The sequence below is a fragment of the Comamonas sp. BIGb0152 genome, from assembly GCF_024809975.1.
In the GTDB taxonomy this organism is placed as follows: Bacteria; Pseudomonadota; Gammaproteobacteria; order Burkholderiales; family Burkholderiaceae_C; genus Comamonas.
On record NZ_JANUDY010000001.1, the window covers coordinates 264,591 to 290,486 of the forward strand.

Sequence of the window (25,896 nt, forward strand, 5' to 3'; positions counted from 1 at the left end):
TGCGCGCAATGCGCTGCGGCGCGAGGGGTTTGGCGTGCGATCAAATACGTCGACAGGATTTGTCATGGGGTGTCCTTTTCTCGGGGGGAATGAATGGGGGCTGCCAGTCACGGCTGCCAGGTCGCAAGCCAATACGCATAGGGCGTGGGCAGCACGCTGGCAGGTGCATCAATGCCCAGCGCACGTGCCGCTTGATACGGCCAATGCGGATTTGCCAGCAGCGTGCGCGCAAGAAACACCAGGTCCAGCTTTTCGTCTCTCACAAACGCATCGGCATCACGTGCCTGGGTGATGCTCCAACTCGTGCCGACCGGAATGCCGCATTCACGCCGAATGCGTGCGGCGTAGGGCACCATCAGGTTGGGGGCCCATGGCACTTGCTCGGCGGCGGTGGCCAAGGAGAGGCCGACATCCACGAAGTCCAACCCCACCTCCTTCAGCCAACGCAGCACTTGCATGGCCTCGGCAAGGCTGGCTTCCTCGCCTGCGGCGTATTCCAGCACCCCTAGGCGCACCGTCAAGGGCAGTGACGCAGGCCACACTTTGCGCACAGCGGCCACGGTCTCCAGCAAAAATCTTGCGCGGGCTTGCAATGTGCCGCCATAGGCGTCATCACGGGTGTTGGAGCGCGCAGCCAAGAAGTTCTGCGCCAAAAAGCCGTGTGCAAAGTGCAGTTCGAGCCACTCAAAACCTGCAGCCCGGGCGCGCAGCGCAGCTTGCACAAAGTCTTGTTGCACGCGGTGGATATCGGCTAGCGCCATCGCTTGCGGAAGGTGTGGCGCCTCAGGCATGAAGGGCAGCTCGCTGGGTGCAATGGGTTGCCAGGCTTGCGGATCGCTGGCGGGAATCGGCGCGCCGCCTTGCCACGGCGGTGTGCAGCCGGCCTTGCGCCCGGCATGGCCGAGCTGGATACCAGCAATGGCCCCCGCAGATGTGATGGCCTGGGCCACGGATGACAGGCCGCTGATGTGTTCATCTTTCCAGATACCGAGGTCACCGGCGGTGATGCGCCCCTCGGCAGACACCGCAGTTGCCTCCAAGATAACCAATCCTGCACCGCCCTTGGCGAGCGTGGTGTAGTGGGTCTGGTGCCAGTCGTTTACCAAACCGTCTTGCGCCATGTACTGGCACATCGGCGAGGCAACGATGCGGTTGCGAAGGGTGACGTCCTTCAAGGTGTAGGGATCCAACAAACCGGGCATAGCAAATCTCCTGAGTTGCCCGAACTTTAGAAGCTATGTAGCGAAAGAAAAAGGTGCAAATTGCGCATGCTTTTTGAAGATAATCTTCAAAATGAAGCTCAAACAACTCGACGGACTTATCGCCTTTTGGAAGGTGGCCCACTACAAGGGGTTCAGTGCGGCAGCGGCCGAACTGGAGGTTTCACCATCGGCTTTGAGCCAGGCGATTCGACAACTGGAAGCACGCTTGGGTGTGCGGCTGCTGCACCGCTCGACCCGCAGCGTGAGCCTTACTGAGGCGGGTGAGGCCTATCTGGCACGCGTCGGGCCGGCGCTCGGACAGGTGATTGAGGCCGGCGAAGAGCTGAACGTGATGCAGGGGCGGCCTGCTGGGGTGTTGCGCATCAACGCGGCTCGCGTGTCCATCGCGATGGTGCTACAGCAGCGGCTGGCCGGGTTTTTACGCGAGTTTCCACATGTGCAGATTGAATTGACCAACGACGAAGGCTTCATCGACATCGTGGAGCGCGGCTTCGATGCGGGTATTCGCATGGGCGAAAGCGTTCAAAAGGACATGGTGGCGGTACCCATGGGTGGCCCTGTCACGATGGCGGTGGTGGCGTCTCCTGAATACCTCAAGCGCGTGCCTGCACCCCAACACCCTGACGACCTCCAACACCACAACTGCATACGCTTTCGCTTTGCGAGTACAGGCGCCATCTACAAGTGGGAATTTGAGGTGGAAGGGCGCGCGGTAGAGTATGAAATTCAGGGCGGCCTGACCATCAGTGACACGCTCTTTAACCTGGATGCCGCACTCGAAGGGGTCGGCCTTGCCTATACCTACGAGCAGCTGGCAAAGCCCTACATCCAAGCCAAGCGGCTGACGCGGGTGTTGACCAAGTTCTCACCCACCTTCCCGGGCTTTTACCTGTATTACCCCAGCAGACACGACCAACCCACAAAACTCAAAGCGCTGATTGCGTTCATTGGCAGAGGCTGAGGAGGCTGATGTGCAGGGGCAGTGACCGATGTAGCGCGTTAGTGCGACAAGCAGTGGCAATCGCTGCAAAGCCGACGTTTACGGGCGCTGGCACCAACGGCTCAAGCACCTCAAAAGGAGTCACTACCACCATGGAGAACTCACATTGGGCTAGGCCATACGAATCGCGTGAGCGTGGTGGAGCTCCCTGCCCTGCCAACGCCAGTTGGTGAGGAACTTAGCCAGTCGAACGCATCAACTGCGTTTAGGCAAAGCGAATATCGCAACGAAAAAGCCTCAGAGCATTGCTACTCTGAGGCTTGACGTTTTGGTGCGGCTGGCAGGAATCGAACCCACGACCCCTTGGTTCGTAGCCAAGTACTCTATCCAGCTGAGCTACAGCCGCTAATTATCGATGCTATGGCGGAGAGGGAGGGATTCGAACCCTCGGTACGTTTGCACGTACGCCTGATTTCGAGTCAGGTACATTCGACCACTCTGCCACCTCTCCGCAGCGCCGAAGCTGCAATTGTAGCAGGCAATTTGAGGGTGCCGGGAAGAAACGTGAATTTCTAAAAAATTGCTGCGCTAAGGCCAGGTCACCTCCGGCCTGGTCAGCACGGGCCTGGGTACGCGGCTCGTCCACAAAGGACAAGCGTAGAGCGGGAACTGGCGAGGCCTGCGCGTCTGTCTCAGCAGTGGGCGGTGATGGGCGCGCTGTCGCGGCCAGAAACCGCCGAGGGCATGGGCATGGGCGACCTGGCCCGCTACCTGTTGGTGAGCCGCCAGAACCTCACCGGCCTGCTGTCACGCATGGAGGTCGCAGGCTATGTGCACAGCGTGCCCGACCCGGCGGGCAAACGCTCGCGCTTGGTGCAATTGACGCCAGCCGGACAGCAGGTGTGGCAGCACGATGCGGCCGAGTCGATTGGCCGCTATTACGAGCAGGCGCTGGAAGGATTTTCGAGCAACGACATGGTCCACACCCTGCACTATCTGCTCAAGCTGCTGGACAACATGAAGGCGATCGATGCGCAGCAGAATGCGGGCAAGGAGGAGAGCTGAGCGCAGCTGTTTCCTCGCATGCTGGCAGAGCCGGGCAATGGCCGCAAGGATCGACGCCAAGTGGCTCAAGAACGGTTACGCAAGCCAGGGCCGAAATCAATCAATACATCTACGTTGCCCCGGTTGGCGACACACGGCCTGCAAATACGTGGCTCGCGGTCTTTACCCCGTCTCCACCGCGTCAACGCTGCTACAAATTAACGCGCAAAACTGCACCCTCACTCGCTAGAACAAGGGTGCGGTCATCCAGCGCAGTCAGACCGTATACCCAGTTAAGCCGGCCGGGCAGAGTTCCAAGACGGACACCCAAGTTACCCAGCGCTTCGCTGCCAGCCACCAAGCGAAGATCACCGCCGGGCTCCATGGCATAGATAGCACTACTTCCCCCGACAAAATCCGGCTGCGTTGACGACACAAAGATCTGGCCGGAAGGCGAAACGGCCATCTGGTCAAAGGTGGAAACGTCGCTTTCACTTCGCCATAGCTTGCTGGGTTCTGCGCCCTGCCCATCAATGCGGTACACGGCAGCACGCCCGCTGCTGCTGTACAGGTAGACGCGGCCTTGCGAGTCGACCTTGCTATTCCATAGCTGCCATGCCGGCGAGTAGTCCGGGAAAGGCCGCTCCAATACCTGGCCTGGCGTGCCTGCATAGGTGGTCACGCTGCCATCTGGGGTGATACGGCGCAAGGTCTGTCCATACCACAGACGCAGCACTCGAGGGCTAGGAAGCGCGACACCGCCTCGCTCATATTCATACGCCGGTGCATCGATGACCCAGAGGTTGCCAGCCTGGTCGAACGACAGACCTCTAGGCGATGCAAACCGCGCTTGCAAAGCAGAACCGTCTGCATAGCCTTTCTCTTCGATATCGCCCGCAAACACCACCAGACTGCCGTCGGCTTTCAGCTGCATGATGGCGCAGCCTGAAGCATAGAAGATGTTGTCGTTCCCATCGGCGGCAATCTGTGTCACGCCTTCAGGTAATTTGCCAGGCAACGTAGTAACAGCACCATCGGACCCTACTTTTCTAACGACTTGATGGTAGGCCTCGACATCCGGTCGCGAACCCCAATAGCTCTCGAGCACAAAGATATGGCCTTTGGCATTCACCGACATGCTGCTCATGGCACCCGTGAAGCGCGCGTTGGACCCCACGCCATCCACCGAAATACGATCTACGTTGGCCCCCACCCAGGAGCTTACCTTTCTGGTTTGCAGATTGATCCTGCGCAGTGCGTTGGAATCCTCGCCAATGAGCAGATCACCATCAGGCAATTGCACCATGGAGGACGGGCGCTGCAAACGCGCATCCTCGCCCACACCATCGTTCACGTCCCAGAGGTCCAGATGCGCATCCGGAATTCCCACGAACGGCGTGAAGGAGCCGTCCAAACCCAGCTGGACAACGCGGCTGCCCTCCAAGGCATAGAACGACGTGGCGCTCGTCTGCACCAGATTACTGACATTTGTACGCAACTCGTTGGCATTGGACATAGTGTGGACCTGACCGTCCAGTGTGATGCTGCGGAAATGTCTCCTATCCAGCGCCAGAAGGCTGCCGTCCGGTTGCCCGAGCAATTGGATGAGATCGACAAAGCCTGCTTCGCTGCCTTGACCATCCCTGCGCTCTAGCGGAAGACCTTGCCGCCCCGCAACAGTAACAATCTGACCACCGCTCGTCAGCTTACGAACCATCATATCTTCCGGCATTCCAGACACGGTTCCTTTGTCGATAAAGTACAAACTACCGTCCGCACCCAACACCGGGGATGCCACACAACCCATCCGTGCGGACGCGCCATCGCCATCGGCGTAGCCAGCCTCCGAAGGATTTCCGGCAATGGGTATCCAGCCGGTGTCGCTTTGGCGGTAAATGCAGGCCCAAGCAAAGGCATGAAGCCGCCCTTGGGCATCTGCAGCTATTTGGTATTCCGAACCTGCAGGGGGACCTGGAACGAGACTGAGCTGCGCATCCTGGCCGACCTTCGCAAGACGACCACCATTGATCGGGATGTAGACAGCGCCACCGGGAGCAATACTCAAGTAATTACGAGTTGGCAGCCGTGCCTCTGCACCTTTGCCCTCCAGCAAACCGGCTCCGCCTAGTTGACCTGCCAGCAGAAAAATGCCCGGATCCTGCACGGCGGGTGGAGGTGCTGGCACCACTTCACCTCCATCTGAGTCAGAACCTCCGCCGCAGCCTGTCAATACCAATGCCCCCCCACCGAGTGCAGAAAGAAATACCCGCCGACTAAGCCCGTCCAGGCGCACGAAGCTACTTTTCTGTGATTTATTCTGGGGAAATTTCAAGCCACTCTCCTTGTAATTCATCTATCAAATATCGATTCCACAAAACACTATAGATGAAATACTCTCAACCCATCCAGCATTTGGCACGGGGACCATGGCGACTGGTGACGGGGCTGGTGACGGGCAAGCACCGCTGACTGCAACGAGCAGCCTCACTACATACTAGATCAGGGCGAGTACACGATGCGACCTGCCTCAAGAATCAGTCGCGCCCAAGGACCGTGCACGCCACGAAACACTACATGTAGTGTCTTGCCGACCATCAACACACCACCTATAGTGTTTGCAACTGAGATCTATATGCTATTCTTATAAAAGAAAAAGCCACTGAGAGCTGTAACTCTCAGTGGCCTAGCAGATGACCGACACCGGCGAAATCTGCTCCCGAACTCACGTCCTAGGAAACGTTGAGCATAGCTGAATCGATTCGATTGTGCTGAGAGGGTTCTAAGTACCGGAATGTTTGCTGTATAGAAAGGAATCCTTATGACAGCAGGAACGAAGCCCGGTACGAGTACCGGCAACAGTGGCGGTATCTTCCAAGAAGTGGGGCCTCGCGGCGGGCCGCGTGACAACTTCGTGGCAGTACCTGACCACCGGCCTTTGCCTCCAACTACGACTCCTGGCAGCACATGGAAGCCAGTCAGCCGTACGCCGAACAGCAAACGGTGATGTAACTTAAGCGTGGCGCCCTTGCCCCTCAGTGACTCTCAATTTATCGATACTCAATAAAGGAAATTCAAATGCCTGGAATTTTTCATCTCAAGCGCAGTGGAGTTCAATACATGTTCAATCTCAAGTCCTCCGGGAACGGCGAGGTTGTTCTGACCAGTGAGCTCTATACATCTAAACAAAACGCGGAAGGTGGCATCCTATCCGTAAAGGCCAATGCGCAACACGATGCCCGCTATCAGAAGTTGACGGCAAGAGATGGTAGCCCGTACTTCACATTGACGGCTACAAATGGTCAGGTGATAGGTGTCAGTGAGATGTACTCGACTACTCGCGCGCGTGATGACGGTATCGCGTGGGTGAAGGCCAACGCGCCATCGGCTACTACTGTCGACCAGACATAAGCAACGAGCCTGGATACAGTCCAATAGCATGTAAGAAAGTGGGGCTGCGGATGCCATAGAAGGCAGACGTCAGCCCCATTCTCATGTGTACCGCACCGCCATCAGCGCATGTGAGTACGAGCACTTCATTAATTGCGATTAAGGCCAAACCGCCTGCTCCCCAGCGCCAGCTTCCAATAATTCTCCCGTGCGATCACTTCGCGGCGAGGCATAGTTGTTGACAAGGCCTCCAACAGCGTGAACCTGAACTCGTTTTCACGGCCTGGATGATTTTTGAGTAATTCAATCAGCTCCAAATTGCCGCCATGACCGGTGGCGGCATAGGCACACCATCTTTGCCAGATTCCATTGAGGCCGTAAGCTGAACCGACGTACTGCCGGCCACTCTTCTCGTCCGTGATGAGATACACACCGGCAATGGAGCCCAAGCCTTGCTGCCATGTGACCTCCGTCATCGCAAGGCGCAGTTCCGAAATCACCAATGAGGTATCTGAGACGGTCGTAAATGGGACTGCAGGTTCTGCACGTAGACGAATGGGGTAGTTGTTGGCATCCTGAAGAACCCTGCGCCATCCCACTTCTTTGCCGGTCCAGGTGATCTCCAACTTCATGCGCAAGTCAGCCAACTGATCGAGCTCTTCTAGCTCATGATAGTAGCCACTTGTCCGTTCCTCAAAAGGCTCCAAACTCTCTTTCAATAGTCCTCTGTCAAAAGCATCCTGCCCAGGCATCACATCCGTGATTCGCCACAAGCCCAACAGGACCCCCTGACCCGGCTGGTGCCCGTAAAAGCCAATGATCAGGCCGCCCTTCTTATGCGGCCTGATCTGCATGGCCTGGTACAAGGTCAAAGCCCGTGTACCCAGATATTTTTGCAATGGATATTTCCCAGTCTTATGTCTCATCAAGGTGACTGGCTGAGCATTCGGGTCAATGCCCCGCTCCAGAAGCAGTCCGTATAGCTGGGTAGAAATCATCATGGTTTCGTCAAGTGAGAGACGACGAAAATTATCTGTGATCAGAGTTGGAGTTGAATTGGCAAACGATTTCGCTTCTGACCAGGGGCAATCCAAAGATAGACGGATTTCATTTACCTGACTGGCGGCAGTCCAGTAGCAAGCAATTGGAGAGTCTCAGAAAGAAACGCGGATTTCTGAAAAATGGGTGCGCCGGGGTGCGCCGGGGTGCGCTGGGATACGGTCAGCACGGGCCTGGGCACGCGGCTCGCCCTCAAAGGACAAGCGTAGAGCGGGAACTGGCGAGGCCTGCACGTCTGTCTCAGCAGTGACCGCTTTGGCGAGGCGCAACGCGTGTTCCTGGATCAGTTGCATAACAATCCCATGACGCTTACTGCGGTCTCTTCTTCCCACCCATTAATTACTATGAAAAAAACCTTGTTGGCCATTGCCGCTGCTGCGGCCCTTTCTTTGACCGTATCGGGCTGCTCCGACAGCAGCGCCTCCTCGCTCCGCTACAACGCTACGCTCGACCAGGCTTCGCAGGCTGAGAAAGCGGCAGTTCTGCAAACGCTGCAGGAACTGGTCAATATCGAGACCGGCACCAATGACGCCGTGGGCATTCCGCAGATGGGCAACTACCTCGAAGCCCGCCTGCAGTCGCTGGGCGCGACCGTGGTGCGCCACAAGGCAGAAGCGGGGGTAGTGGGCGACAACATTGTCGGCACCTTCCAGGGCAGCGGCACCAAGAGCCTGCTGTTGATGGCGCACATGGATACCGTTTACGCGAGAGGCATCCTGGCCACCGCCCCCTTCAAGATCGAAGGCGACAAGGCCTATGGCGCCGGCATTGCCGATGCGAAGGGCGGCATCGCCGTCATTCTGCACAGCCTGGGCCTGCTCAAAGCGCAGAACTTCAGCAAGTTCAAGACGATCACGGTGATGTTCAACACCGATGAGGAAAAGGGCTCCTTCGGCTCGCGCGACCTGATCCAGAAGCTGGCGGCGACGCACGACTATGTCCTGTCGTACGAGCCTTCAGGCCTGGAAGAAGGCTTTGGCACGGCGACATCGGGCATTGCCTATGTGCAGGCCGTGGTGCATGGCAAGGCATCGCATGCAGGCGTGGCGCCAGAAGCGGGCATCAACGCGCTGACCGAGGCATCGGCTCTGGTGCTGCGCACGCAGGACGTTCAGGACAAATCCAAGGAGCGCGGCTTCAACTGGACCACCATGACCGCCGGCGGCAGCGCTACCAACATCATCCCGGACAAGGCCGTTGTCAACGCCGATGTGCGCTATGGCAAGAACGAGGACCTGGAGCTGATGAAAGGCATGTTGGACAAGGCAGCCGCCGCGCCCCATGTGCACGGTGCCACCATTGACATCAATCTGACCCGTGGCCGCCCCGCCTTCAACGCGACCGATGATGGCGTCAAGCTCATCCAGAAAGCCATCACCATCTACGCCGATGTGGGCGGTAAATCGCAGATGTACACCACCCGAGGCGGCGGCGGATCGGATGCGGCCTACGCCGCCCTCTCGGGCAAGCCGGTCATTGAAGGCTTGGGCCTGCCCGGTGCCAACTACCACTCGAACCTGGCCGAGTATGTGCTGACCGAGCCCATCGCGCGTCGCCTGTACCTGTCGGCGCAGTTGATCTCCGATCTGGGACAGGGCATGTAAGCGCCTGCGCGATACTCCCTCCGCTTCCGGGCGCCAGCAAACACTGGCGCCTTTTTTTATGGCCTGGATGAGCGGCCAGCAGCTGTGCGCCCGATGCGGCGAGCACATACAGAATGCGCGCCAACCGCTACCGGAACAAGAGACAAAAGACGACGATGTCGCAGCCTGCCCGCGTACGCTGCAACACCGCACGCGACTCCAGCTGCGGACTATCATTGCCTGGTCAGCGGGCCATGTCGAAGTTCATGCGGGCGCCGCCCCGACAACCGGCTTTAAGGAGTCAATCCATGTTCTCTATGAGTGTTCCATGGTGGGAGTTTGTCGTTCGCGGCTTTGTCGTTTACGCATTCCTGCTGGTGTTTCTGCGACTGACTGGCCGCCGCCAAATTGGGCAGTACGATCCCTTCGATCTGATCTTGCTGCTCATCCTGTCAAACGCCGTGCAGAACTCGATGAACGCGGGCGACAACTCCCTGATTGGCGGCCTCATATCGGCCACCACCTTGATCGCCTGCCACTCCATCGTGGCGCAGCTGAGCTACCGCAGCAGGCGGGTGTCGCGCTGGGTCGATGGCATTCCCAAGCGGCTCATCGCCAATGGACAGGTCAACCGGCAGGTGATGGATGCCGAGCTCATTACCAGCGACAACCTGAAAGCGGCCCTGCGCGGCGCTGGCTGCCTGCACACCTACGAGGTGGAGCAGGCAACGATCGAGACCAACGGGCAGATCACGATTGTGCTGCGCAACCGCGACAGCACGGAGGGGGCGAACGACGTTGTATAGCCATGGGCGTGCTGCCTCCAACGGTTCGCAAAAACATTCGGAAACGGTTCGCACAGTTTGAACTTTTGCTTCTTGCCCGAGGGCGTGGCTGGCATTTCTGCCCGGTCCACCGCGCACTCAGGCTGGTAGTACATCGCCAACGGCTGTGCGTGCAGGAAGTCGGCCCCTTCACTTGCCACCGGCCAGGCCACACCGTGCTTGCGCACTCGGGTCATCGGCAAGGGCAAGGGCAAGGGCAAGGGCAAGGGCAAGGGCAAGGGCAAGGGCAAGGGCAAGCGTAGCGGAGCTGGCATCACCACGGGCACCAGGCAAACGCCAGACCCGCTACAAACAGTAACCATAGCGAAGAGCAGCACCCCCATCGCGTCATAGCCGCATGCCACACTTGCGGGTTTTGCAAACCCAAGGGGATGGATAAATGCTCGGAAAAATAGAGAGTGGCCTGCTGTATTTGATGCGCTTGGTGATGGTGGTGCTGGTGTTGTTCACCTTGTTCAACTTTGCGTTGTGGAGCTGGGACGCCGTGCGCAAACCCAAGCAGGACACCGCCATTGAAGATGCCCACAAAGACCGTGACTGGGCGGCGCTGCAAATCAGCGACGAAGAACTCAAGAAAATCACCTATTCCGACTTCGGCTATGGCGATACCAGCCAGGCCGTCAACGATGGCAAGCTGGCGGCCGACACTGCCGTAGTGACCGCCTTTGCAGAAGTGGATGCCCTGGTACGCGCCGCCATCGAGCGCAACCCGGCGCAGCGCAAGAAGCTGGAAGATGACAACAACGAGCGAGGCCTGGCACCCGTGCAGGGGCTGGGCGCACTGGTGGAGGCCATGCAGGCCAAGGAGCGTGCCAATAACGACATAGCTGCCATGGACGCAGCCAGCGCAGCAGCCGCAGCCGTCGCAGCGGCCGATGGCGATGGCGATGGCTGGGAACCGCAGCACACCAGCATTGGCGAGGCGCTACTGAACCAGACACGCAGCATCATCAGCAGCTACAACTACGACGCAGGCCGCGCCTTTGTGCTGGGCGCACCCAAGGCCCTCAAAACCCTCTTGGCCGACCCCCAGGTGCAGGCGGGCATCAGCAAGCAGACGGCATCCATGGTGGTGAGCAATCTGCTGCTCAACTACAACATGGTGTTCAGCGCCAAGGCGGGCGAGGGTGACTCGCAAGCCGCAGCGCCTAGCTGGCTGGAGCGCCTGATCGAGCCCAGCAACCTGCTGGTGTTCACCGTGCTGCTGTGGTCCTTCGTGTTCTTGATGATGATCGTCGTCTTCCTCCGTGTGGAACGCCATCTGCGTGCCATGTCTCAGGAAGGCAAGGCCCTGAATCGCCCCGGATTGTAAGGAGACTATTTGGTTTAAGTCCGGCCACTACCGCAGTGGCTTGATTGGCGAGTTGCCGCTTGTCGTTTGCCTCAGCTTCCGCCGGTGGGCGGTATCCGATGGGTTCGAGCCAAGCCGACAACTGGTTTGGCTGCTCGGCTCAGAACGGCCGGTTGACCCAGTCCAATGGGCAGGGTGCTGTGCCATCACTGACCGTGGTTCGCACGACGTTGCCGCGCGCCACCCTGCGCAATCCCATCTTGCGCATCAGCCGCTCGACCGTACTGCGGGCCACAGTCACACCTCCACGAGCCAATGGCCCTCAGACTTTGTCCGCACCGTAGACCCGCAGGTTGGCCTGCGTTGGCCTGCCAGAGGCGTTCAATCTGCGGCATCAGCATCTCGTCACGGTGAGCGCGGGCACAGCACTTGTGAGGCGCAACCAGCAACGCCGCATTCCAACGGTAGACTGAAGGGGACCTTGCAGAGCGGCTCAACCCCATATGCGTGACGGTGCTGGTCAATGAATTTCCGCAAGACTTCAGCCGGTGGCTCTGCTCCGCCTGGGCAAAAAACGCGCTGGCCAATTTCAGTAAGTCGTTGGCTCGGCGCAGTTCCTTGACCTCGCGCTCCAGCTCCTTTATTCGCTGGTCGTGACGCCGTCTCGAACTCCGGCAGCGACCTCAGCGCACTTGACTCCATCGTTCCGTATCTGCGGCACACAGCCAATCTTGGGGGTTATCGATTCAATGGCGGCCCGCAGCGATGGGGACTGGCCTCGGTGCTCTTGCACCATGCGTGCGGCACGCTCACAAGTCTCAGGGAAAAACTTGTTTGACTGGGTTGTGGCTTCATCTTCTCTGTCGTTGAAGCCTCCTCAAACCGGGAACGATTCAGTGCGGGAGATGCTGCAAAGGCCTGGATAAGACCATGGGTGATCAAGACATCGCTGTCCGTACCCCGGCATGGCTGAGCTTGGCGGAATCTACTTGCAATAAGTGGCTTGCAACCCTCGCGCACTGGCGAGCCGATTGTGAGGGTACTGGCCCGAGAGCCAAGGCAGGCAATGGCTAGCAAAAATTTGGCAGCCGACTTCACACCCAGCTCACGGCCAGCTCAATCTCTGCACACACAAGGCTTTTAGCATGCAGAAATGCAAATTCCAAAGCCCCCATCCCGTATTCAGACCGCCGGCCTTATTGTTTTTAGCGTTGTCCTGGCCAACATCCTCGCCACTTGGGTATTGGGTGCCAATCTTCGTGCCATGCGCTACCCCAGCGATGCAGACACCATCATGATTCCCATTGCCAGCAACTTTTTGAACTCCATCAACCTTCTGATATTGGCAACCACGGGCGCCTTGTTACCTCGCCACCATATCGTTTGGCGGGTAATCAGCCGCCTATTGCTTTTGCTGGCGGGCCTGTACGCGCTGGCACTGACGATGTACTGGTGGTACCCCCACCACTATTGGGCAGGCGTAGCATTTCTTCCTCCAGCAGTCGCCTGTGCATGGGCACTTTACCTGCCTGCAACCACGCGAGAAAAGATAGAGATCCATAGCATGCCATCCTGACTGGCGTGATTCGACCCTATGCGCGACAAATACGATTTGAGATGACACCGGCCCATCAAATCACCCTTCTCTGGGCCAAGCTTGCAAGGGCTCAGTCTGCTGTGGCTATTGCTGGGGCCGGGGAGCGGCGAGCGTGTTGTGCCCATGCCGTCAGGAGCAGATCCGGCGGCAACCAGAAAAACTACTAACGATAGGGTTGCAAACCTGAACAACAATTTCTTGCATGCAGGCATGACAAGGCACTGGCCGCTTTTCATGCCACACACGCACCGTTGCCACACAACTGGGCGACCAGCGCCTCATCGCAAGACGCACAGATGTTGGTGCCCTTGGACCCTATCGCCATCCATTGATACGGCAACGGCATGGGAGACAAGAGAGCAGTCGCAGACAAGCACATCCGCGAGCCCCCTTTCCAGCATCAGCCTTGGCGCGTGCGGCGCTGGATAAACACCGCCCATACCAACAAGCCCAATGACAACAGCCCCAGTCCCCAAATGCCTAAGCTGGGGATCGGTTTGGGTTTCGGGACGGTAATAGGCGGTAGTGGCGAGCAATCCACAACGAAGGCAGCGCTGCTTGCACGGTTGTTGCTCAGATCCTGGTCGGTAAAGCCTGCGGTATTGGCAAAATTAACCGTTGCCGTGGTAGCTATCGATGCGTCACAGGTAGCGCTGCTATCCAGCAGCCCCTGAAAGACAAAGCTCAGCTCCCCGCCTTGCCCCATGGTGTAGTTACCCAGATTCGAGAAGTCTCCGCTGCCGCTGGCCGCTGGGCATGTGGTGCCCGGACCGCTGGCCGTGCAGGTCCATGTCTTGTCCGTCAGTTCTGCGATGCTGTCATTGACCAGCGGAGCGCTCGCCGGGTCATCGATCTCTGCCGACAGAATCGAGTTGGGAAAGACATTGTTCTTGACCTTGAGCGAATAGCTCACCAGGTCTCCTATGCGCCGGCTGGCAGGGCTGGTCATCGTGTTGTCGATTTGCACGTCGGCCGTGGCCGCCGCCTTGTTCATGCGGACTTCATGGACCTCGGTGGCACCGCCTGTGGATGCCGCAAAGCCGATGCTCAACTGATCCGGTGCAGCAAAAGGAAAAGGCTGGTCAGTGATGACGGGCACGAGCGCACCCGCTGGGCCGTCTTCCACACTAACCAGGAAGGGAGAGGCGTTATCGCCGGTCGGTGTGAGGATGATGCGGGCTGAACGGTAGGCGGGGCGTGCTGTTGCCGTGGGTTCGTTCAATGCAGGGACCGAGACGCCTGCGACATAGATATTGCGTGTAGACAGCGGCCCACGCACGACGATGCTGTTCGGTGACTGCGCGCCACCAGAGAGCTCACACCCGGAGCTAGGGGTGAAATTACCAAAGGAATCGAATCCAATTCCGAGATAACCCCCATCGCCACCACAATAGCCCAGACCACCACCTGACGAGGCACCCGACATCGATTTGGAGGCGTCATAGAGGTAGAAAGAAAGACCATCCCCCGCCGAATTCTGCGCCGGGTTTCTCATCCACATTACATAATCAAAATCAATAACTACACCCTCGGTTGCGGAGAAGCTCCCACCGGTATAAGAGGTCACCCCCGTCTGTACGACTGCATTCTCAGTCAATCGCAGCCAACCATCACCTTCCGGGTCATACCCGGGAGGCACTGCGGCCGTCAATTGGGCGGATCCAGTCAGCGACCAACCCGGTTGACTGCTGTTGCGAAACGCGGGGTTCACAACAAATTTCGACCAAGCCCCTAGTGGCGCACATGCCAGCGCCACTAGCATTAATTTCCTCACAATAGAATTCAAAGACATATTTTCTCCTGAATATGACAAAAACAGCGATCAAGGAGGCTTGCCGCGATGTAATTAGAAGTTCAGAACTCGCTAGGCATTGCACCAAGGACTGACCCTCTCTAGTGCCTTTTGAAACCATGTTCAATCAATGGTCATCCATTCAGTTCACCGTTGTATGCATTGCCGCCCTCGCCGCATATTTATACAGCCCAGACTGACATTCCTCCAAGCCAGCGCTATTTTCTTCACCCGTGGGAGCGTTGTATTCTTAAAAACGTAAAATATGCAAGCACTGGAGAAAATTGCGCTCTGCGATTTAAATTTCGCGTGAAATCTCTTAGACAACAAGGACTTCGAGCGTTTCAATTGGATATATATGGTTTCAACTTTCCAAAAACCGTCGCATACTCTCAGCGACATCAAACATGCTTAAAATCGCATGGGTTATTTTTCATTTGAGGCGTATAAATCATCATCACAACTACAAACTTAATAGCCACTCACGAGAATCAACCACAAAAACACCGTATCCTCCGGCGACATGGTTTTAGGTGCACTGCAGCATGGCGATGGTTGTGAAAATTAATGTAATTGGAGCATTGCAGCATTTGTATCACTGCCTTTTCGCCTACCTTGTCTGTGCCGATTCGAATACCCGGTACCTATCTCCGTCCGAACGGGATCTGTACCGCGCTAACGATCCACCTGCGCAGCCGTGTCTGCAGCGAATCATGGGGCGCCAAGACGCGACCAACCCCTGCCACCCAAGATGCTTTGCAAAGCCTGGCCCGATGGGATGCCATGGGATGGACGCGAATCGGCACCAGCAGTCAGGCGCTTGCTGAGGTCGACCTGCAGTTGTAGAAAAGTGAAGAAAAAGAAAGCGATGCAAGGGATCGCTTGGGACCGCGTTCAGCCCATGACCGGGATTTTTTCCAGGCCGCTATGCCTGCCGTGGGCTCTGTCAGACCCCCTCCTTGGCAGCGAAGGGCTCAGTCCATCCGCATAGGGCCTGGTTCCGCTTGGCCAAATGTCTCCACAAGGCTGCTGGCAGCAGAATGCGCTTGCAACAAGGGGCTGTGGCCTTCTGAATACCTGTGCAGGTCCTCAGCCCGCGAGAGGGACAAAGGCCATTGCATGCCAGGGCTGGGTGGTGGCCACTTACGGCTTCCATGCCCAGATTCAGAGGCGCTCCCAAGACCCAGCAGCCGAAGGTTAGCGATTGAGACGAGACGAGACGCGAAGCCGCAGACCGTACAAACGTACGACAAGGCTTCGCAACGGTGTATCAAGGTTGGTATTAGCGACTGTGAGGGCTGGGCATGCAGGCCACAGGCGCACCAAGGGATGCGCTACAGAACCGCCCCAGGTCTGGATGGGCCACGTGGTCGTGCGTCTGCGCCGTTGCTTGCGCAGGCTCCGACCAGAAAGAGCCCAAGCGGGCTACCGAGCGCGGCGCACGGCACTCAGCCGCCACTGCCCATTGCGACGCCCCGCCACACAGGCACAAACCGCCAGTACGGCGCAAAGCAGCGCCAGCGCCCCATGCGAGAGGCTGGGAACCGCGACGGGCGACAGGCTGGCGGGCGGTGCGGCAGCTTCGCCGTCGTCGTTCGCAATGCGGACCTCCGCACTGGATGCAGCGGGCAACACGCTGTAGTCTTGCACCTGGTTAGGCGCCGCAATGGCCACGGTCAACGTGACTGAGCCATCACCTTGCGTGGTGTTGGCGGTGGCCGTCAGCACACAGCTTGCACTGCTGGCCCCAGCAGCCATCTCCAGCGGCTCAGCGCAGCCGCTGTAGCGCCCAGTGTCGCCGGTCGTGATCAAGCGAAGGCTCAGCGCATACGGCGTGGGCCGGGACAGTGTGACCGTGCAGGTGGTGGTCTGCCCCGCAGAGTCCTGCAACGCGGACTGGTCACATTGGATGGATGCCACCGGCGGCACCACCTCGAAGTTGGCGCTTACCGAGGCCTGCGGCCCCTCCACCACAATGTTGTCGATGGCACCCACAAAGCCGCTAGAGCCGTTACCTGCACCACCCTCTACGGCAAATACCACCATATCGGCAAAACGCGGGTCCGCCTGGAAGGCCGTGAAAGGACGCGCCAGGTTGGGATCGAAGCCGCCTTGCGCCGCACTGCGTCCCTGCCAGACGATGCCGGTCAGCACATTGGCATGGGTCCACTGGTCCAGCCCTATGCCGCGCACGCCAGCGATGTCGGGTGTGTACACCAAGGTCTGCGTGTGCTGGCCCGCTGCATTGCGCAGATACAGGCGCAGCACCGGGGCTTGGTCGACCACATCCGTGGTGTGCACCAGCCATTCGAAAGAGACAGCGCTCAGCTCGGACAGCTTGCCAAAGGGGGTGCCAGGGTAGAACGCCAAGCCGGCCTTGGAGGTGGTGATCGGCAAATCCAGCCGCAGGGAGCCATTGCTGCTGTTGGGGAAGTCCGTGGTCACCTGGGCCAGACCGCCACTGGTCAGCCCCACCTGGCCCCACTGGTCGGGGCCACTGCTCCCCCACTGGAAGGTGGCCTCGGGCACGACATCCGCCGCGGCCACCACACTGGCGCGGGCGCTGGCGCCAAGAAGCGACGCGAGCACCAGGACGCAAAGAAACAGCGGTATGCGAAACAAGACCTTCATAGCAGCACTCCAGATTTGGCTGCATTATTGTTTCATAATGTAAAAAAGTCTATCGATATTTGCTTTCAGCTTGCGGCAAATGGCAGGGCCGGTGCCGGCAAAGAGAGGCGCCTTCAGAGGCCTCTGCAAGAGCCAATGGCAGGTCATTGATCGTGCAGGCCAACAACTGCTTGCAGGCCTGCCGCGCCTAAATGTTGATTGGCACCCGGTTGCGCGCCGGTGCTCATTCAGCCGTTTCACGGTGCCAGCGCAGGCTCAGGATACCCAGCACCGTGGCAAACGCCGCTAACAGCACAAGCAGCAATCCGCCCAGTTTGGGCGTCGGGCGCTGCAGCGAACCGGTTACCTGGTCCGTGAGTACGCCAACGCCGTGGCGAACCAGATGGAAAACCGTTTCATCGTCCTGCAGGCTGGGGCTTGCTGCGCCCTGGTGGTCCAAAAGACCTTGCGCCAAAGAGGCGCCCTGCAAAGCAAAAGGCCGGTCATGGCGTTCCGATGCGGCGCGCTGTGGCACCGTACTTTCAACGGCGCTGCCATCAGTCCCCAGCTCCAGCACCCGCGAAGGGGCAGCACTCTCCACAGCCTGCGCCAAGGTCCAGCTCCCCACCATGCAAAGCACAACAATAAAGCCCCTGCCGTAAGACATTTCCCCATCCAAATGTAGAAGTAAACGATAGACGTGACTATCAAACAGCCCCGGACAGCGGTCAATCCCCAAAATTAGTGAATATGTACTACGGCTTGACCGCTGAGCCGCCAAAGATGCGGGTAGCAAGCCCCCAAGGCCCGGCCCCTTCCTGGTAGCGATGGGCGAGTGCGCTCCAACCGATTCGTCTTTGCGGACGTTTACCGCTGGCTAGCAAGGGGCTGCAGCGCCAAAACCCAGACTGGCCCCAAGCCTGCAACCTGTCCCCAAAACCCCCAACCCCCAACCGAGGCTGCCATGGGCGCATCTTATACAGCAAACCAGGGAAAACTTTCCATGCATAAAAATGCGTGCTATAATCGTCAGCTTAGCGGCTGTAGCTCAGCTGGATAGAGTACTTGGCTACGAACCAAGGGGTCGTGGGTTCGATTCCTGCCAGCCGCACCAAAACGTCAAGCCTCAGAGTAGCGATACTCTGAGGCTTTTTCGTTGCCCGGCTTAGCCGCTGCTCGGCTGAAACCCCAGCGCCAATAAAAAAGCCGGCCACCCCATTCAAGGGTGGCCGGCTTTGTCCATGGGGGCGAAGCACTTACTTGGTGGGGCGAATCAGCACGTATTGCGTCCATTCGCCACGGCGGAACAGCACATTGACCGGCTTGGACTTGTCCGCCTTGGTCACGGCCGCATCGAACTGCTTGACATCGTTGATCTCAGTATTGGCAATACCCAAGATCACATCGCCTTGCTTGAGGCCGGCACGGGCCGCCGCTTCATCGGCCGAAACAATCTGCACACCTCCCTTGAGATGCATGGACTTGCGCTGCGCATCGGTCAAATCCGTCACCACCAGGCCCAGCTGCTGCGCAGCCGTGGACGGCTTGGATTTCTCCGGCTCCTTGCTGGCAGCGGCAGTGTCTGCGTTGGCATCCGATGGAATCTCGATGATCGTGATCGGAAGATCCAAGGTCTTGCCACGGCGGAACACCGACACCGTGCTCTTGGAGCCAGGCTTGGTGTTACCCACCCAGCGGGGCAGATCGGCCAGCTTTTCCAGGGGCTTGCCATCAAACTTGGTGATGATGTCTCCGGCTTCCACGCCAGCCTTCTCCGCAGGTGAGCCACTTTCCACACCCGTGACCATCGCGCCCTGGGCCTTGCCCAGACCAATCGATTCCGCCACTTCCTTGCTCACGGTGGAGATTTGCACACCAATCTTGCCGCGCACCACGCGGCCAGTGGCGCGCAGCTGGTCGCTCACGCGCACTGCTTCATCGATAGGAATCGAGAAGGAGATACCCATAAAACCGCCCGAGCGCGAGTAGATCTGGCTGTTGATGCCCACCACTTCGCCGCGCATATTCAACAGCGGGCCGCCCGAGTTGCCGGGGTTGATGGCCACATCGGTCTGGATAAAGGGCAGGTAATCGCCCGTATCGCGCTGCTTGGCAGACACAATCCCGGCCGTCACCGAATTCTCCAAGCCAAAGGGCGAGCCAATGGCCATCACCCATTCACCGACGCGCAAGCGGTTCACATCGCCAATCTTCACCGCTGGCAGGCCGGTGGCTTCAATCTTGACCACGGCCACATCGGTGCGCTTGTCAGCGCCAACGATCTTGGCCTTGAACTCGCGCTTGTCGGTCAAGGTGACGATGACTTCATCCGCACCTTCCACCACATGGGCATTGGTCATCACATAGCCGTCTGCCGTCAAGATAAAGCCTGAGCCCAGACCACTGGGGACTTCATCGCCATCAGCACCCGGCCGCTGCGGGCGCTGCTGCTTGGGAACACTGGGCACCGGCAGCCCAAAGCGCTTGAAGAACTCGAGCATCTCCGGGTCCAGGCCGCTTTGGCTTTGGCGGCTGGAGACTTTTTCCATCGTGCGGATGTTGACCACCGATGGCCCCACCTGGTCCACCAGGTCGGTGAAATCGGGCAGGCCGCGCACCGCTGCAGGTGCGGGCGTCTGAGCTGCAGCGGGCAGCATCATAGCGCTGCTGACGGACAAAATCGCCGCCAGTGCACTGACCTGGAAAGGCTTCCAACGCTTTAGAGACATATCACTCCTCAATTTGACAATATGGCGGCACCGTATTCGCGAAGATTCAAGCCGTTTGCGATGGAGCCGTGCCGGAATTGGAGGGGCATCTAGCCTCAAGGTTCCACCCGTGCATCTCCATCAGATAGGCGGCAAACCACCGGTTTCAAGCCTTCAGCGCTGAAAGGCATAAAAAAACACCTGCAAGCAGGTGTTTTTGGCAGGTTCAGGCGATGTTCAGCTTCAGCACAGCCGCGAAGCCTTGTCCGCGCAACCACCGGTACGCTTCTCGGCATTGAAGGTGGCATTGCGCAAGAAGCCAGCAGGCATCTGCAAGTTGGCAGTCACGCCAATCTGGCCGCGGGCAGCGAGCACCTCATCCAAACGCGGATCGCGCAGCATGATGGTGGAGTTCTGGCCTACCGTCACTTGCTGTTCAATGAAACCTTGCGCGTTGGCAGCAGCAGGCCGGGTAGAGGCTGCAGAAGCCAGCACTTGCGGCGTTGCAGCGCTTGCTAGCTGTTGCTGCGCGTTGCCGCCTGCACCACCCGAGAGCAAGCCCATGCTGTTCCAGCCCACCATGGCCACAGCGGCCACCGTGGCAAAACCGGCCACCATCTTCCAGCGGAAGACGGAATGGTTGGCGGCCTCCGCACTGCCCGCCACGGAGGCTGCGGTTGCTGCAGTGGACACCGCAGGCACAGCGACCACGCCAGGTGCTGGCTGGCCTTGGGTCATCAACGGCGGCTCCAGCGCAATCCTGGCATTCAGCGCATCCAGAAATGCCAGGCTATCGGAACAAGGGCTGTGCGCTGAGCGCATTGCGTCGCCTATTACCTGGTACGACTGCACCGAGGCATAGCAGGCCTGGTCGTCGGCCAAGTCCGGCAGCTCTGCCAGCAGCTGGCTGAGCGTTTGCTCATCCAGCTCACCATCGATCCAGGCAGACAGCTGCTCGCAGGCCACCTCAGTGCTTTTGTTTGATGCTTGGGTTTCGAGATTCATAGCCATATTCCTAGCGGGCCCCAGGCCCTTGCAGCCAGTCATCACACTCATAAACAGCTACCAACGCTTGCCGGACTGGCGCTCAAGCATGGGCTTTACCTTGGCGGAAATCGCCTCGCGGGCGCGGAAAATACGCGACCGAACGGTACCGATGGGACAATCCATCGCGGCGGCAATGTCTTCATAAGACATGCCTTCAATCTCGCGCAGCACGATGGCCTGGCGCAGGTCTTCGGGCAACGCATCCATCGCGGTGTTCACAGCCTGGGCAATTTCCTTGGCTGCAATCACCGTTTCCGGCGTTTCATCGGTCGTTAGTTCTCGCCCGGGCACATAAGTTTCATCGTCGTCATCTTTTGCTCGCAGCGCGCTTTCCGTCATCACTGGATTGCGGATCAGCTCTACCATCGCCTTTTTGGCGGTGTTCACAGCGATCCGGTAGAGCCAGGTATAAAACTGGGCATCACCCCGAAACTGCGGCAGCGCCCGATAGGCGCGCAAAAATGTCTCTTGTGCCAGATCGGGCACCAAATCCACATCGCGCACCATGCGCCCAATCAAACGTTCAATGCGACGTTGGTACTTCAGCACCAGCAGGCCATAGGCCTTTTGATCTCCTGCCACCGTGCGCTGCACCAGGTGCAGATCGCTGTCATTTGCATTCGGGGTACTGGCCGTTGGCGTTCCCGTCATAAAAGTGGCCCTCATGGCGCTACAAGCTTGCAGCTATTGTTGTGGTTGTTCAGCTGTAGGCTACACCGGATGGATGTCTTGCGGTTCAGCAGCAAGCGACGAGTATAAAACCCGACGAATATCCAGCCAACGCTCTGGATTAGAGGCTCGCGCCACAAGCAGCCACTGACTGCGCCGGGGCGCTGGCCCCCGCTGCGCCTGCAGCAAAAGCCAGGATTGCCCATCCATCAACACCGCTAGGTGCGCCAAGTCGATGCGGTGTTCAGATGCCAGCACACCTTGCCCAAGGCACCACTGAGAGCCCGTCCAGCACAAAGAAGTTCCGCGCGGCCACAGCGGCATGCGCCAAACGATGGTGATCACCAACGCCAGCACCGCTACGGCCACCGTGCGCGCGATCGCAGAAGGTGCCGAGGCATGCATCCACACCACAGAAAGCGCCACGACGAGACCGACCCAGGCTGCCAGCAACAGCCGGATGCGTGCTGGCTGAGGCAGTGCATAGGACTGAAACGCCAAGAGCGCACGATGGCGCTGCGCAGAAGGAATCGTCGGCATACAGCGCCATTGTTCCCACGCAATGGCCATGCATCCAGCGGGACAAACCCCCTGCGGCACTGGCTATGCAGGCTGTGCAGGCTGGGCTGGCATCCTAAAAAACAAAGGCCTCTGCAAGAGAGGCCTTAGAAGGGAGCTGAACTGCGGCGTCTCTCAGACGCCCGCTCTCAGACCCGTTTGAACACCAAGGTGCCGTTCGTGCCGCCAAAACCAAAATTGTTCTTGACGGCGATTTCCAGCTTGGCATCACGTGCGGTGTTGGCACAGTAGTCCAGATCGCATTCCGGATCCTGGTCCACCAGATTGATGGTTGGCGGAATCTTCTGGTCCTTCAAGGCCATCACGGTGAAAACGCTCTCCAGACCGCCGGCCCCGCCCAGCAAATGGCCGGTCATGGATTTGGTCGAGCTGATCACCATCTTCTTGGCATGGTCGCCCATGGCCGCCTTGATGGCATTGGTCTCGTTGAGGTCACCCAGTGGGGTGGAGGTGCCGTGGGCATTGAGGTAGTCCACCTGGTCGGCGTTGACACCTGCATTGCGCAAAGCAGCCAGCATGGCGCGGCGTGGGCCGTCCATATTGGGCGCGGTCATGTGACCGGCGTCAGCGCTCATGCCATAACCCAGCAACTCGGCGTAGATCTTGGCACCACGGGCCTTGGCGTGTTCGTACTCTTCGAGCACGACAATGCCAGCGCCCTCACCCAGTACAAAGCCATCACGGCCCTTGTCCCAGGGGCGCGATGCGGCCTTGGGATCGTCGTTGCGTGTGGACAGCGCGCGCATTGCTGCGAACCCACCCACACCCAACGGAGAAACAGTAGCTTCGGTACCACCTGCCACCATGACGTCGGCATCGCCGTACTCAATCATGCGACCGGCTTCACCAATGCAGTGCAAACCTGTCGTGCAAGCAGTCACCACCGACAGGTTCGGGCCCTTGAAGCCAAAACGCATCGATACATGACCTGCGACCATATTGATGATGGACGCGGGAACAAAGAAAGGCGTGATGCGGCGCGCACCACGGCGCTCATATTCACCGTGCGTGTTCTCGATCAGTGGCAGGCCACCAATACCCGAACCAATCACACAGCCAATACGAGTTGCGAGCTCTTCATCCAATGCCTCGCCCAAAGGCAGGCCGGCGTCTTTCACTGCCTCTTGGGCAGCGGCAATGCCGTAATGAATGAAGGAGTCCATCGTGCGTGCTTCCTTGGCACTCATATAGGACTCAAGATCGAAGCCTTTGACCTCACCTGCAATCTTGCAGCTGAAATCGGTGGTGTCGAACTTGGTAATGAGGTCAATGCCGGATTGACCGGCCAAAATGTTGGACCAGGCCTCAGCAACCGTGTTACCCACGGGGCTGATGCAACCCAGACCAGTCACGACGACGCGACGGCGACTCATGCGTTACAACTTTCTTGTTGATCTCTCGGAAGATTGGCAGCAAGACACTTGCGCCACAAGGGCGCCAAGTGCATGCGCAATCAATTAAGCCTTTTGGTGGCTGTTGGCGTAGTCGATGGCGTTCTGCACCGTCGTGATCTTCTCTGCGTCTTCGTCAGGGATCTCGATCTCGAACTCATCTTCCAAAGCCATCACCAGTTCCACGGTGTCCAGCGAGTCAGCACCCAGGTCGGCTACAAAAGCCTTTTCGCTTGTTACTTGAGACTCTTCCACGCCGAGTTGCTCGGCGATGATTTTCTTGACACGTGCTTCGATATCGCTCATGGTTTCCCTCTGGGGGTTGTGAATGAACCCGCGATTCTAGCTGCTTCAGCAATACCTGAGTGCAACTTGCCGTCGCGAGGAAACGGCATTCAACTTTCGTCAAATCTACATATACATGCCGCCATTGACATGCAACTCCTGTCCGGTCACGTATCCAGCGCCATCTGACGCCAAATAGACCACAGCGTTGGCAATGTCTTGCGGCTGTCCCAGCTTGCCCAAGGCAATCTGCGACTGCAGTGCTTTCTTCTGCTCTTCGGGCAACTGGGCCGTCATATCCGTCTCGATAAAACCAGGCGCCACGCAGTTGACCGTGATACCACGGCTGCCCAACTCCTTGGCCAGCGAGCGCGTCATACCTGCCACACCGGCCTTGGCCGCTGCATAGTTGGCCTGACCGGCATTGCCGGATGCACCTACCACGCTGGTGATGCTGATGATACGGCCAAATCGCTGCTTCATCATCGGGCGGATGGCGGCACGGCTGGCGCCGAACACGGCCTTCAGATTGGTGCCCAGCACCGCATCCCAGTCCTCGTCCTTCATGCGCATGGCCAGGGTGTCGCGGGTGATGCCGGCGTTGTTGACCAGCACATGCAAGCCGCCTTGGGTCTTGACCAGGCTGTCAATCAGCGCCTCAACGGCTACGCCATTGTTCACATCCAGCGCCACGCCACGCGAGCCTGCGAAGGCCGACAGCGCCTGCGAGATCTTGGCAGCACCGTCTTCCGTCGTTGCCGTGCCGATCACCTGGTAGCCGGCAGCGCCCAGCGCCTGGGCGATGGCTGCGCCAATGCCGCGCGATGCGCCCGTAACCAGGGCGACTTTGGCTGTTGAAGTGGTTTCAGTCATGCGATGGCTTCTTTGGTTTCTTGCAAAGTGGCGGGGTCATACAAGGCCACACCGACGAGTTCAGGATCAATGCGCTTGGTCATGCCGCTGAGCACCTTGCCCGGGCCGCATTCGACCAGGTGGGTCGCACCCAACGCCCGCAGGCGCTGCACGCACTCTACCCAGCGCACGGGGCCAAAGGCCTGGCGGTAGAGCGCATCACGGATGGCATCCGCATCAGTGGGCATCGCCACATCGATGTTGTTGAGCACCGGAATCTGGGGCGCAGCCAGCTGCAGCCCTGCCAGTGCCAGCTTGAGCTTCTCAGCGGCGGGCTTCATCAGGCTGGAATGGAAAGGTGCCGACACAGGCAGCGGCAGCGCGCGCTTGGCGCCTGCTTCCTTCACGGCCACGCTGGCCGCTTCCACTGCAGCCTTGGAGCCGGCAATGACCGTCTGGCCCGGGTCGTTGAAGTTCACCGCCTCAACCACCTCGGCACCGCCCAGCTGGGCCGTCACCTGAGCGCACACGGCCTTGACCTTGTCGGCATCGAGGCCCAGCACAGCGGCCATGGCACCAGCACCCACCGGCACCGCCTCTTGCATGGCAGCGCCACGCAGGCGCACCAAGGGCGCGGCCTGGCTCAGGGTCAGCACACCGGCGGCAACCAGGGCGGAATACTCGCCCAGCGAGTGACCAGCAACGGCCATCGGCAGGGGGCCGCCTTCGGCTTGCCAAACGCGCCAAGCGGCCACACCGGCCACCAGCATCACGGGCTGGGTGTTGGCGGTCAGCGCCAGCGTCTCTTTGGGGCCGTTATGGATCAGCGCGCCCAGGTCTTCACTCAGCGCGTCCGAGGCTTCCTGCAGCGCCTGAACGACAGCAGGGTGGCTGCCCCAGGCATCCAACATGCCCACGGCCTGCGAGCCTTGGCCCGGAAAAACAAATGCAAAAGCGCTCATGTCTCGGTCAAATCAGTATTTTTATCAAACAA

Annotated in this window: 21 protein-coding genes, 3 tRNA genes, 1 pseudogene and 1 other annotated feature; of the genes and pseudogenes, 8 read left to right on the forward strand and 17 right to left on the reverse strand. The window is 58.9% G+C overall.

Going from position 1 to position 25,896, the window contains the following annotated elements:
- Nucleotides 1–107 precede the first annotated feature (107 nt).
- Nucleotides 108–1,202, reverse strand: coding sequence for an NADH:flavin oxidoreductase/NADH oxidase (locus tag M2375_RS01215; protein ID WP_259163432.1), 1,095 nt, complete (start codon nucleotides 1,200–1,202; stop codon nucleotides 108–110).
- A gap of 91 nt (nucleotides 1,203–1,293) precedes the next feature.
- On the opposite strand from M2375_RS01215, the gene M2375_RS01220 reads away from it, so the two are divergent.
- Nucleotides 1,294–2,184 carry a LysR family transcriptional regulator gene (locus M2375_RS01220; RefSeq protein WP_259163433.1) on the forward strand — a complete coding sequence of 297 codons (891 nt, stop codon included), beginning with the start codon at nucleotides 1,294–1,296 and terminating at the stop codon, nucleotides 2,182–2,184.
- Between the two features lie 308 nt (nucleotides 2,185–2,492).
- Here the strand turns inward: M2375_RS01220 and M2375_RS01225 are convergent.
- Nucleotides 2,493–2,569: transfer RNA gene (locus M2375_RS01225), tRNA-Arg, on the reverse strand.
- Between the two features lie 15 nt (nucleotides 2,570–2,584).
- Nucleotides 2,585–2,674 (reverse strand) — tRNA-Ser (locus M2375_RS01230).
- Between the two features lie 194 nt (nucleotides 2,675–2,868).
- Between M2375_RS01230 and M2375_RS01235 the strand changes: the two genes are divergently transcribed.
- Nucleotides 2,869–3,228, forward strand: coding sequence for a MarR family transcriptional regulator (locus M2375_RS01235; protein ID WP_310473152.1), 360 nt, complete (start codon nucleotides 2,869–2,871; stop codon nucleotides 3,226–3,228).
- A 190-nt stretch (nucleotides 3,229–3,418) separates the two neighbouring features.
- Here the strand turns inward: M2375_RS01235 and M2375_RS01240 are convergent, their stop codons facing one another.
- Nucleotides 3,419–5,539: a hypothetical protein gene (locus tag M2375_RS01240; RefSeq protein WP_259163435.1), complete on the reverse strand. Its 2,121-nt coding sequence runs from the start codon at nucleotides 5,537–5,539 to the stop codon at nucleotides 3,419–3,421.
- Nucleotides 5,540–6,282: 743 nt separating this feature from the next.
- Between M2375_RS01240 and M2375_RS01245 the strand changes: the two genes are divergently transcribed.
- The gene (locus tag M2375_RS01245) at nucleotides 6,283–6,615 is read left to right on the forward strand and encodes a YegP family protein (RefSeq protein WP_259163436.1); all 333 of its coding nucleotides are present in this window, start codon (nucleotides 6,283–6,285) and stop codon (nucleotides 6,613–6,615) included.
- 128 nt (nucleotides 6,616–6,743) lie between these two features.
- On the opposite strand, the gene M2375_RS01250 is transcribed toward M2375_RS01245, so the two are convergent.
- The gene (locus M2375_RS01250) at nucleotides 6,744–7,595 is read right to left on the reverse strand and encodes a GIY-YIG nuclease family protein (protein ID WP_259163437.1); all 852 of its coding nucleotides are present in this window, start codon (nucleotides 7,593–7,595) and stop codon (nucleotides 6,744–6,746) included.
- 402 nt (nucleotides 7,596–7,997) lie between these two features.
- Between M2375_RS01250 and M2375_RS01255 the strand changes: the two genes are divergently transcribed.
- The 3 genes from M2375_RS01255 to M2375_RS01265 all read left to right on the forward strand — a co-directional run bounded on the left by M2375_RS01255 (nucleotide 7,998) and on the right by M2375_RS01265 (nucleotide 11,393).
- Nucleotides 7,998–9,257 (forward strand): glutamate carboxypeptidase, encoded by a 1,260-nt coding sequence (locus tag M2375_RS01255; protein ID WP_259163438.1) that lies wholly within the window; start codon nucleotides 7,998–8,000, stop codon nucleotides 9,255–9,257.
- A 287-nt stretch (nucleotides 9,258–9,544) separates the two neighbouring features.
- Nucleotides 9,545–10,042 (forward strand): DUF421 domain-containing protein, encoded by a 498-nt coding sequence (locus M2375_RS01260; RefSeq protein WP_259163439.1) that lies wholly within the window; start codon nucleotides 9,545–9,547, stop codon nucleotides 10,040–10,042.
- A 418-nt stretch (nucleotides 10,043–10,460) separates the two neighbouring features.
- Complete coding sequence (locus tag M2375_RS01265) at nucleotides 10,461–11,393, forward strand: hypothetical protein (protein WP_259163440.1); 933 nt, start codon at nucleotides 10,461–10,463, stop codon at nucleotides 11,391–11,393.
- 142 nt (nucleotides 11,394–11,535) lie between these two features.
- Here M2375_RS01265 and M2375_RS01270 read toward each other — a convergent pair.
- Nucleotides 11,536–12,168: pseudogene (locus M2375_RS01270) on the reverse strand (IS3 family transposase); the annotation flags it as partial.
- Nucleotides 11,807–11,951: a sequence feature (AL1L pseudoknot), on the reverse strand. It overlaps the preceding pseudogene by 145 nt.
- A gap of 357 nt (nucleotides 12,169–12,525) precedes the next feature.
- Between M2375_RS01270 and M2375_RS01275 the strand changes: the two are divergent.
- Nucleotides 12,526–12,948, forward strand: coding sequence for a hypothetical protein (locus M2375_RS01275; RefSeq protein ID WP_259163441.1), 423 nt, complete (start codon nucleotides 12,526–12,528; stop codon nucleotides 12,946–12,948).
- A 421-nt stretch (nucleotides 12,949–13,369) separates the two neighbouring features.
- On the opposite strand, the gene M2375_RS01280 is transcribed toward M2375_RS01275, so the two are convergent.
- The 3 genes from M2375_RS01280 to M2375_RS01290 all read right to left on the reverse strand — a co-directional run bounded on the left by M2375_RS01280 (nucleotide 13,370) and on the right by M2375_RS01290 (nucleotide 18,110).
- Nucleotides 13,370–14,761, reverse strand: coding sequence for a lectin-like domain-containing protein (locus M2375_RS01280; RefSeq protein ID WP_259163442.1), 1,392 nt, complete (start codon nucleotides 14,759–14,761; stop codon nucleotides 13,370–13,372).
- A gap of 1,425 nt (nucleotides 14,762–16,186) precedes the next feature.
- A complete protein-coding gene (locus M2375_RS01285) occupies nucleotides 16,187–17,392 on the reverse strand; it encodes a hypothetical protein (protein ID WP_259163443.1) in 1,206 nt (401 codons plus the stop codon).
- Nucleotides 17,393–17,615: 223 nt separating this feature from the next.
- A complete protein-coding gene (locus M2375_RS01290; protein WP_259163444.1) occupies nucleotides 17,616–18,110 on the reverse strand; it encodes a hypothetical protein in 495 nt (164 codons plus the stop codon).
- A gap of 298 nt (nucleotides 18,111–18,408) precedes the next feature.
- Here M2375_RS01290 and M2375_RS01295 point away from each other — a divergent pair.
- Nucleotides 18,409–18,485 (forward strand) — tRNA-Arg (locus tag M2375_RS01295).
- A 142-nt stretch (nucleotides 18,486–18,627) separates the two neighbouring features.
- Here M2375_RS01295 and M2375_RS01300 read toward each other — a convergent pair.
- From M2375_RS01300 to fabD, 8 genes are all read right to left on the reverse strand, one after another.
- The gene (locus tag M2375_RS01300; RefSeq protein WP_404979257.1) at nucleotides 18,628–20,100 is read right to left on the reverse strand and encodes a DegQ family serine endoprotease; all 1,473 of its coding nucleotides are present in this window, start codon (nucleotides 20,098–20,100) and stop codon (nucleotides 18,628–18,630) included.
- A 222-nt stretch (nucleotides 20,101–20,322) separates the two neighbouring features.
- A complete protein-coding gene (locus M2375_RS01305) occupies nucleotides 20,323–21,084 on the reverse strand; it encodes a sigma-E factor negative regulatory protein (RefSeq protein ID WP_259163446.1) in 762 nt (253 codons plus the stop codon).
- Nucleotides 21,085–21,141: 57 nt separating this feature from the next.
- The gene (gene rpoE, locus M2375_RS01310; protein ID WP_259163447.1) at nucleotides 21,142–21,777 is read right to left on the reverse strand and encodes an RNA polymerase sigma factor RpoE; all 636 of its coding nucleotides are present in this window, start codon (nucleotides 21,775–21,777) and stop codon (nucleotides 21,142–21,144) included.
- A 60-nt stretch (nucleotides 21,778–21,837) separates the two neighbouring features.
- Nucleotides 21,838–22,335 carry a hypothetical protein gene (locus tag M2375_RS01315; RefSeq protein WP_259163448.1) on the reverse strand — a complete coding sequence of 166 codons (498 nt, stop codon included), beginning with the start codon at nucleotides 22,333–22,335 and terminating at the stop codon, nucleotides 21,838–21,840.
- A 167-nt stretch (nucleotides 22,336–22,502) separates the two neighbouring features.
- A complete protein-coding gene (gene fabF / locus M2375_RS01320) occupies nucleotides 22,503–23,747 on the reverse strand; it encodes a beta-ketoacyl-ACP synthase II (protein WP_259163449.1) in 1,245 nt (414 codons plus the stop codon).
- Between the two features lie 84 nt (nucleotides 23,748–23,831).
- Nucleotides 23,832–24,071: an acyl carrier protein gene (gene acpP, locus M2375_RS01325; RefSeq protein WP_259163450.1), complete on the reverse strand. Its 240-nt coding sequence runs from the start codon at nucleotides 24,069–24,071 to the stop codon at nucleotides 23,832–23,834.
- 105 nt (nucleotides 24,072–24,176) lie between these two features.
- Nucleotides 24,177–24,923: a 3-oxoacyl-ACP reductase FabG gene (gene fabG, locus M2375_RS01330; protein WP_259163451.1), complete on the reverse strand. Its 747-nt coding sequence runs from the start codon at nucleotides 24,921–24,923 to the stop codon at nucleotides 24,177–24,179.
- Nucleotides 24,920–25,864 carry an ACP S-malonyltransferase gene (gene fabD, locus M2375_RS01335; protein ID WP_259163452.1) on the reverse strand — a complete coding sequence of 315 codons (945 nt, stop codon included), beginning with the start codon at nucleotides 25,862–25,864 and terminating at the stop codon, nucleotides 24,920–24,922. Before fabD ends, fabG begins: the two co-directional genes overlap by 4 nt.
- Between the last annotated feature and the right edge of the window lie 32 nt (nucleotides 25,865–25,896).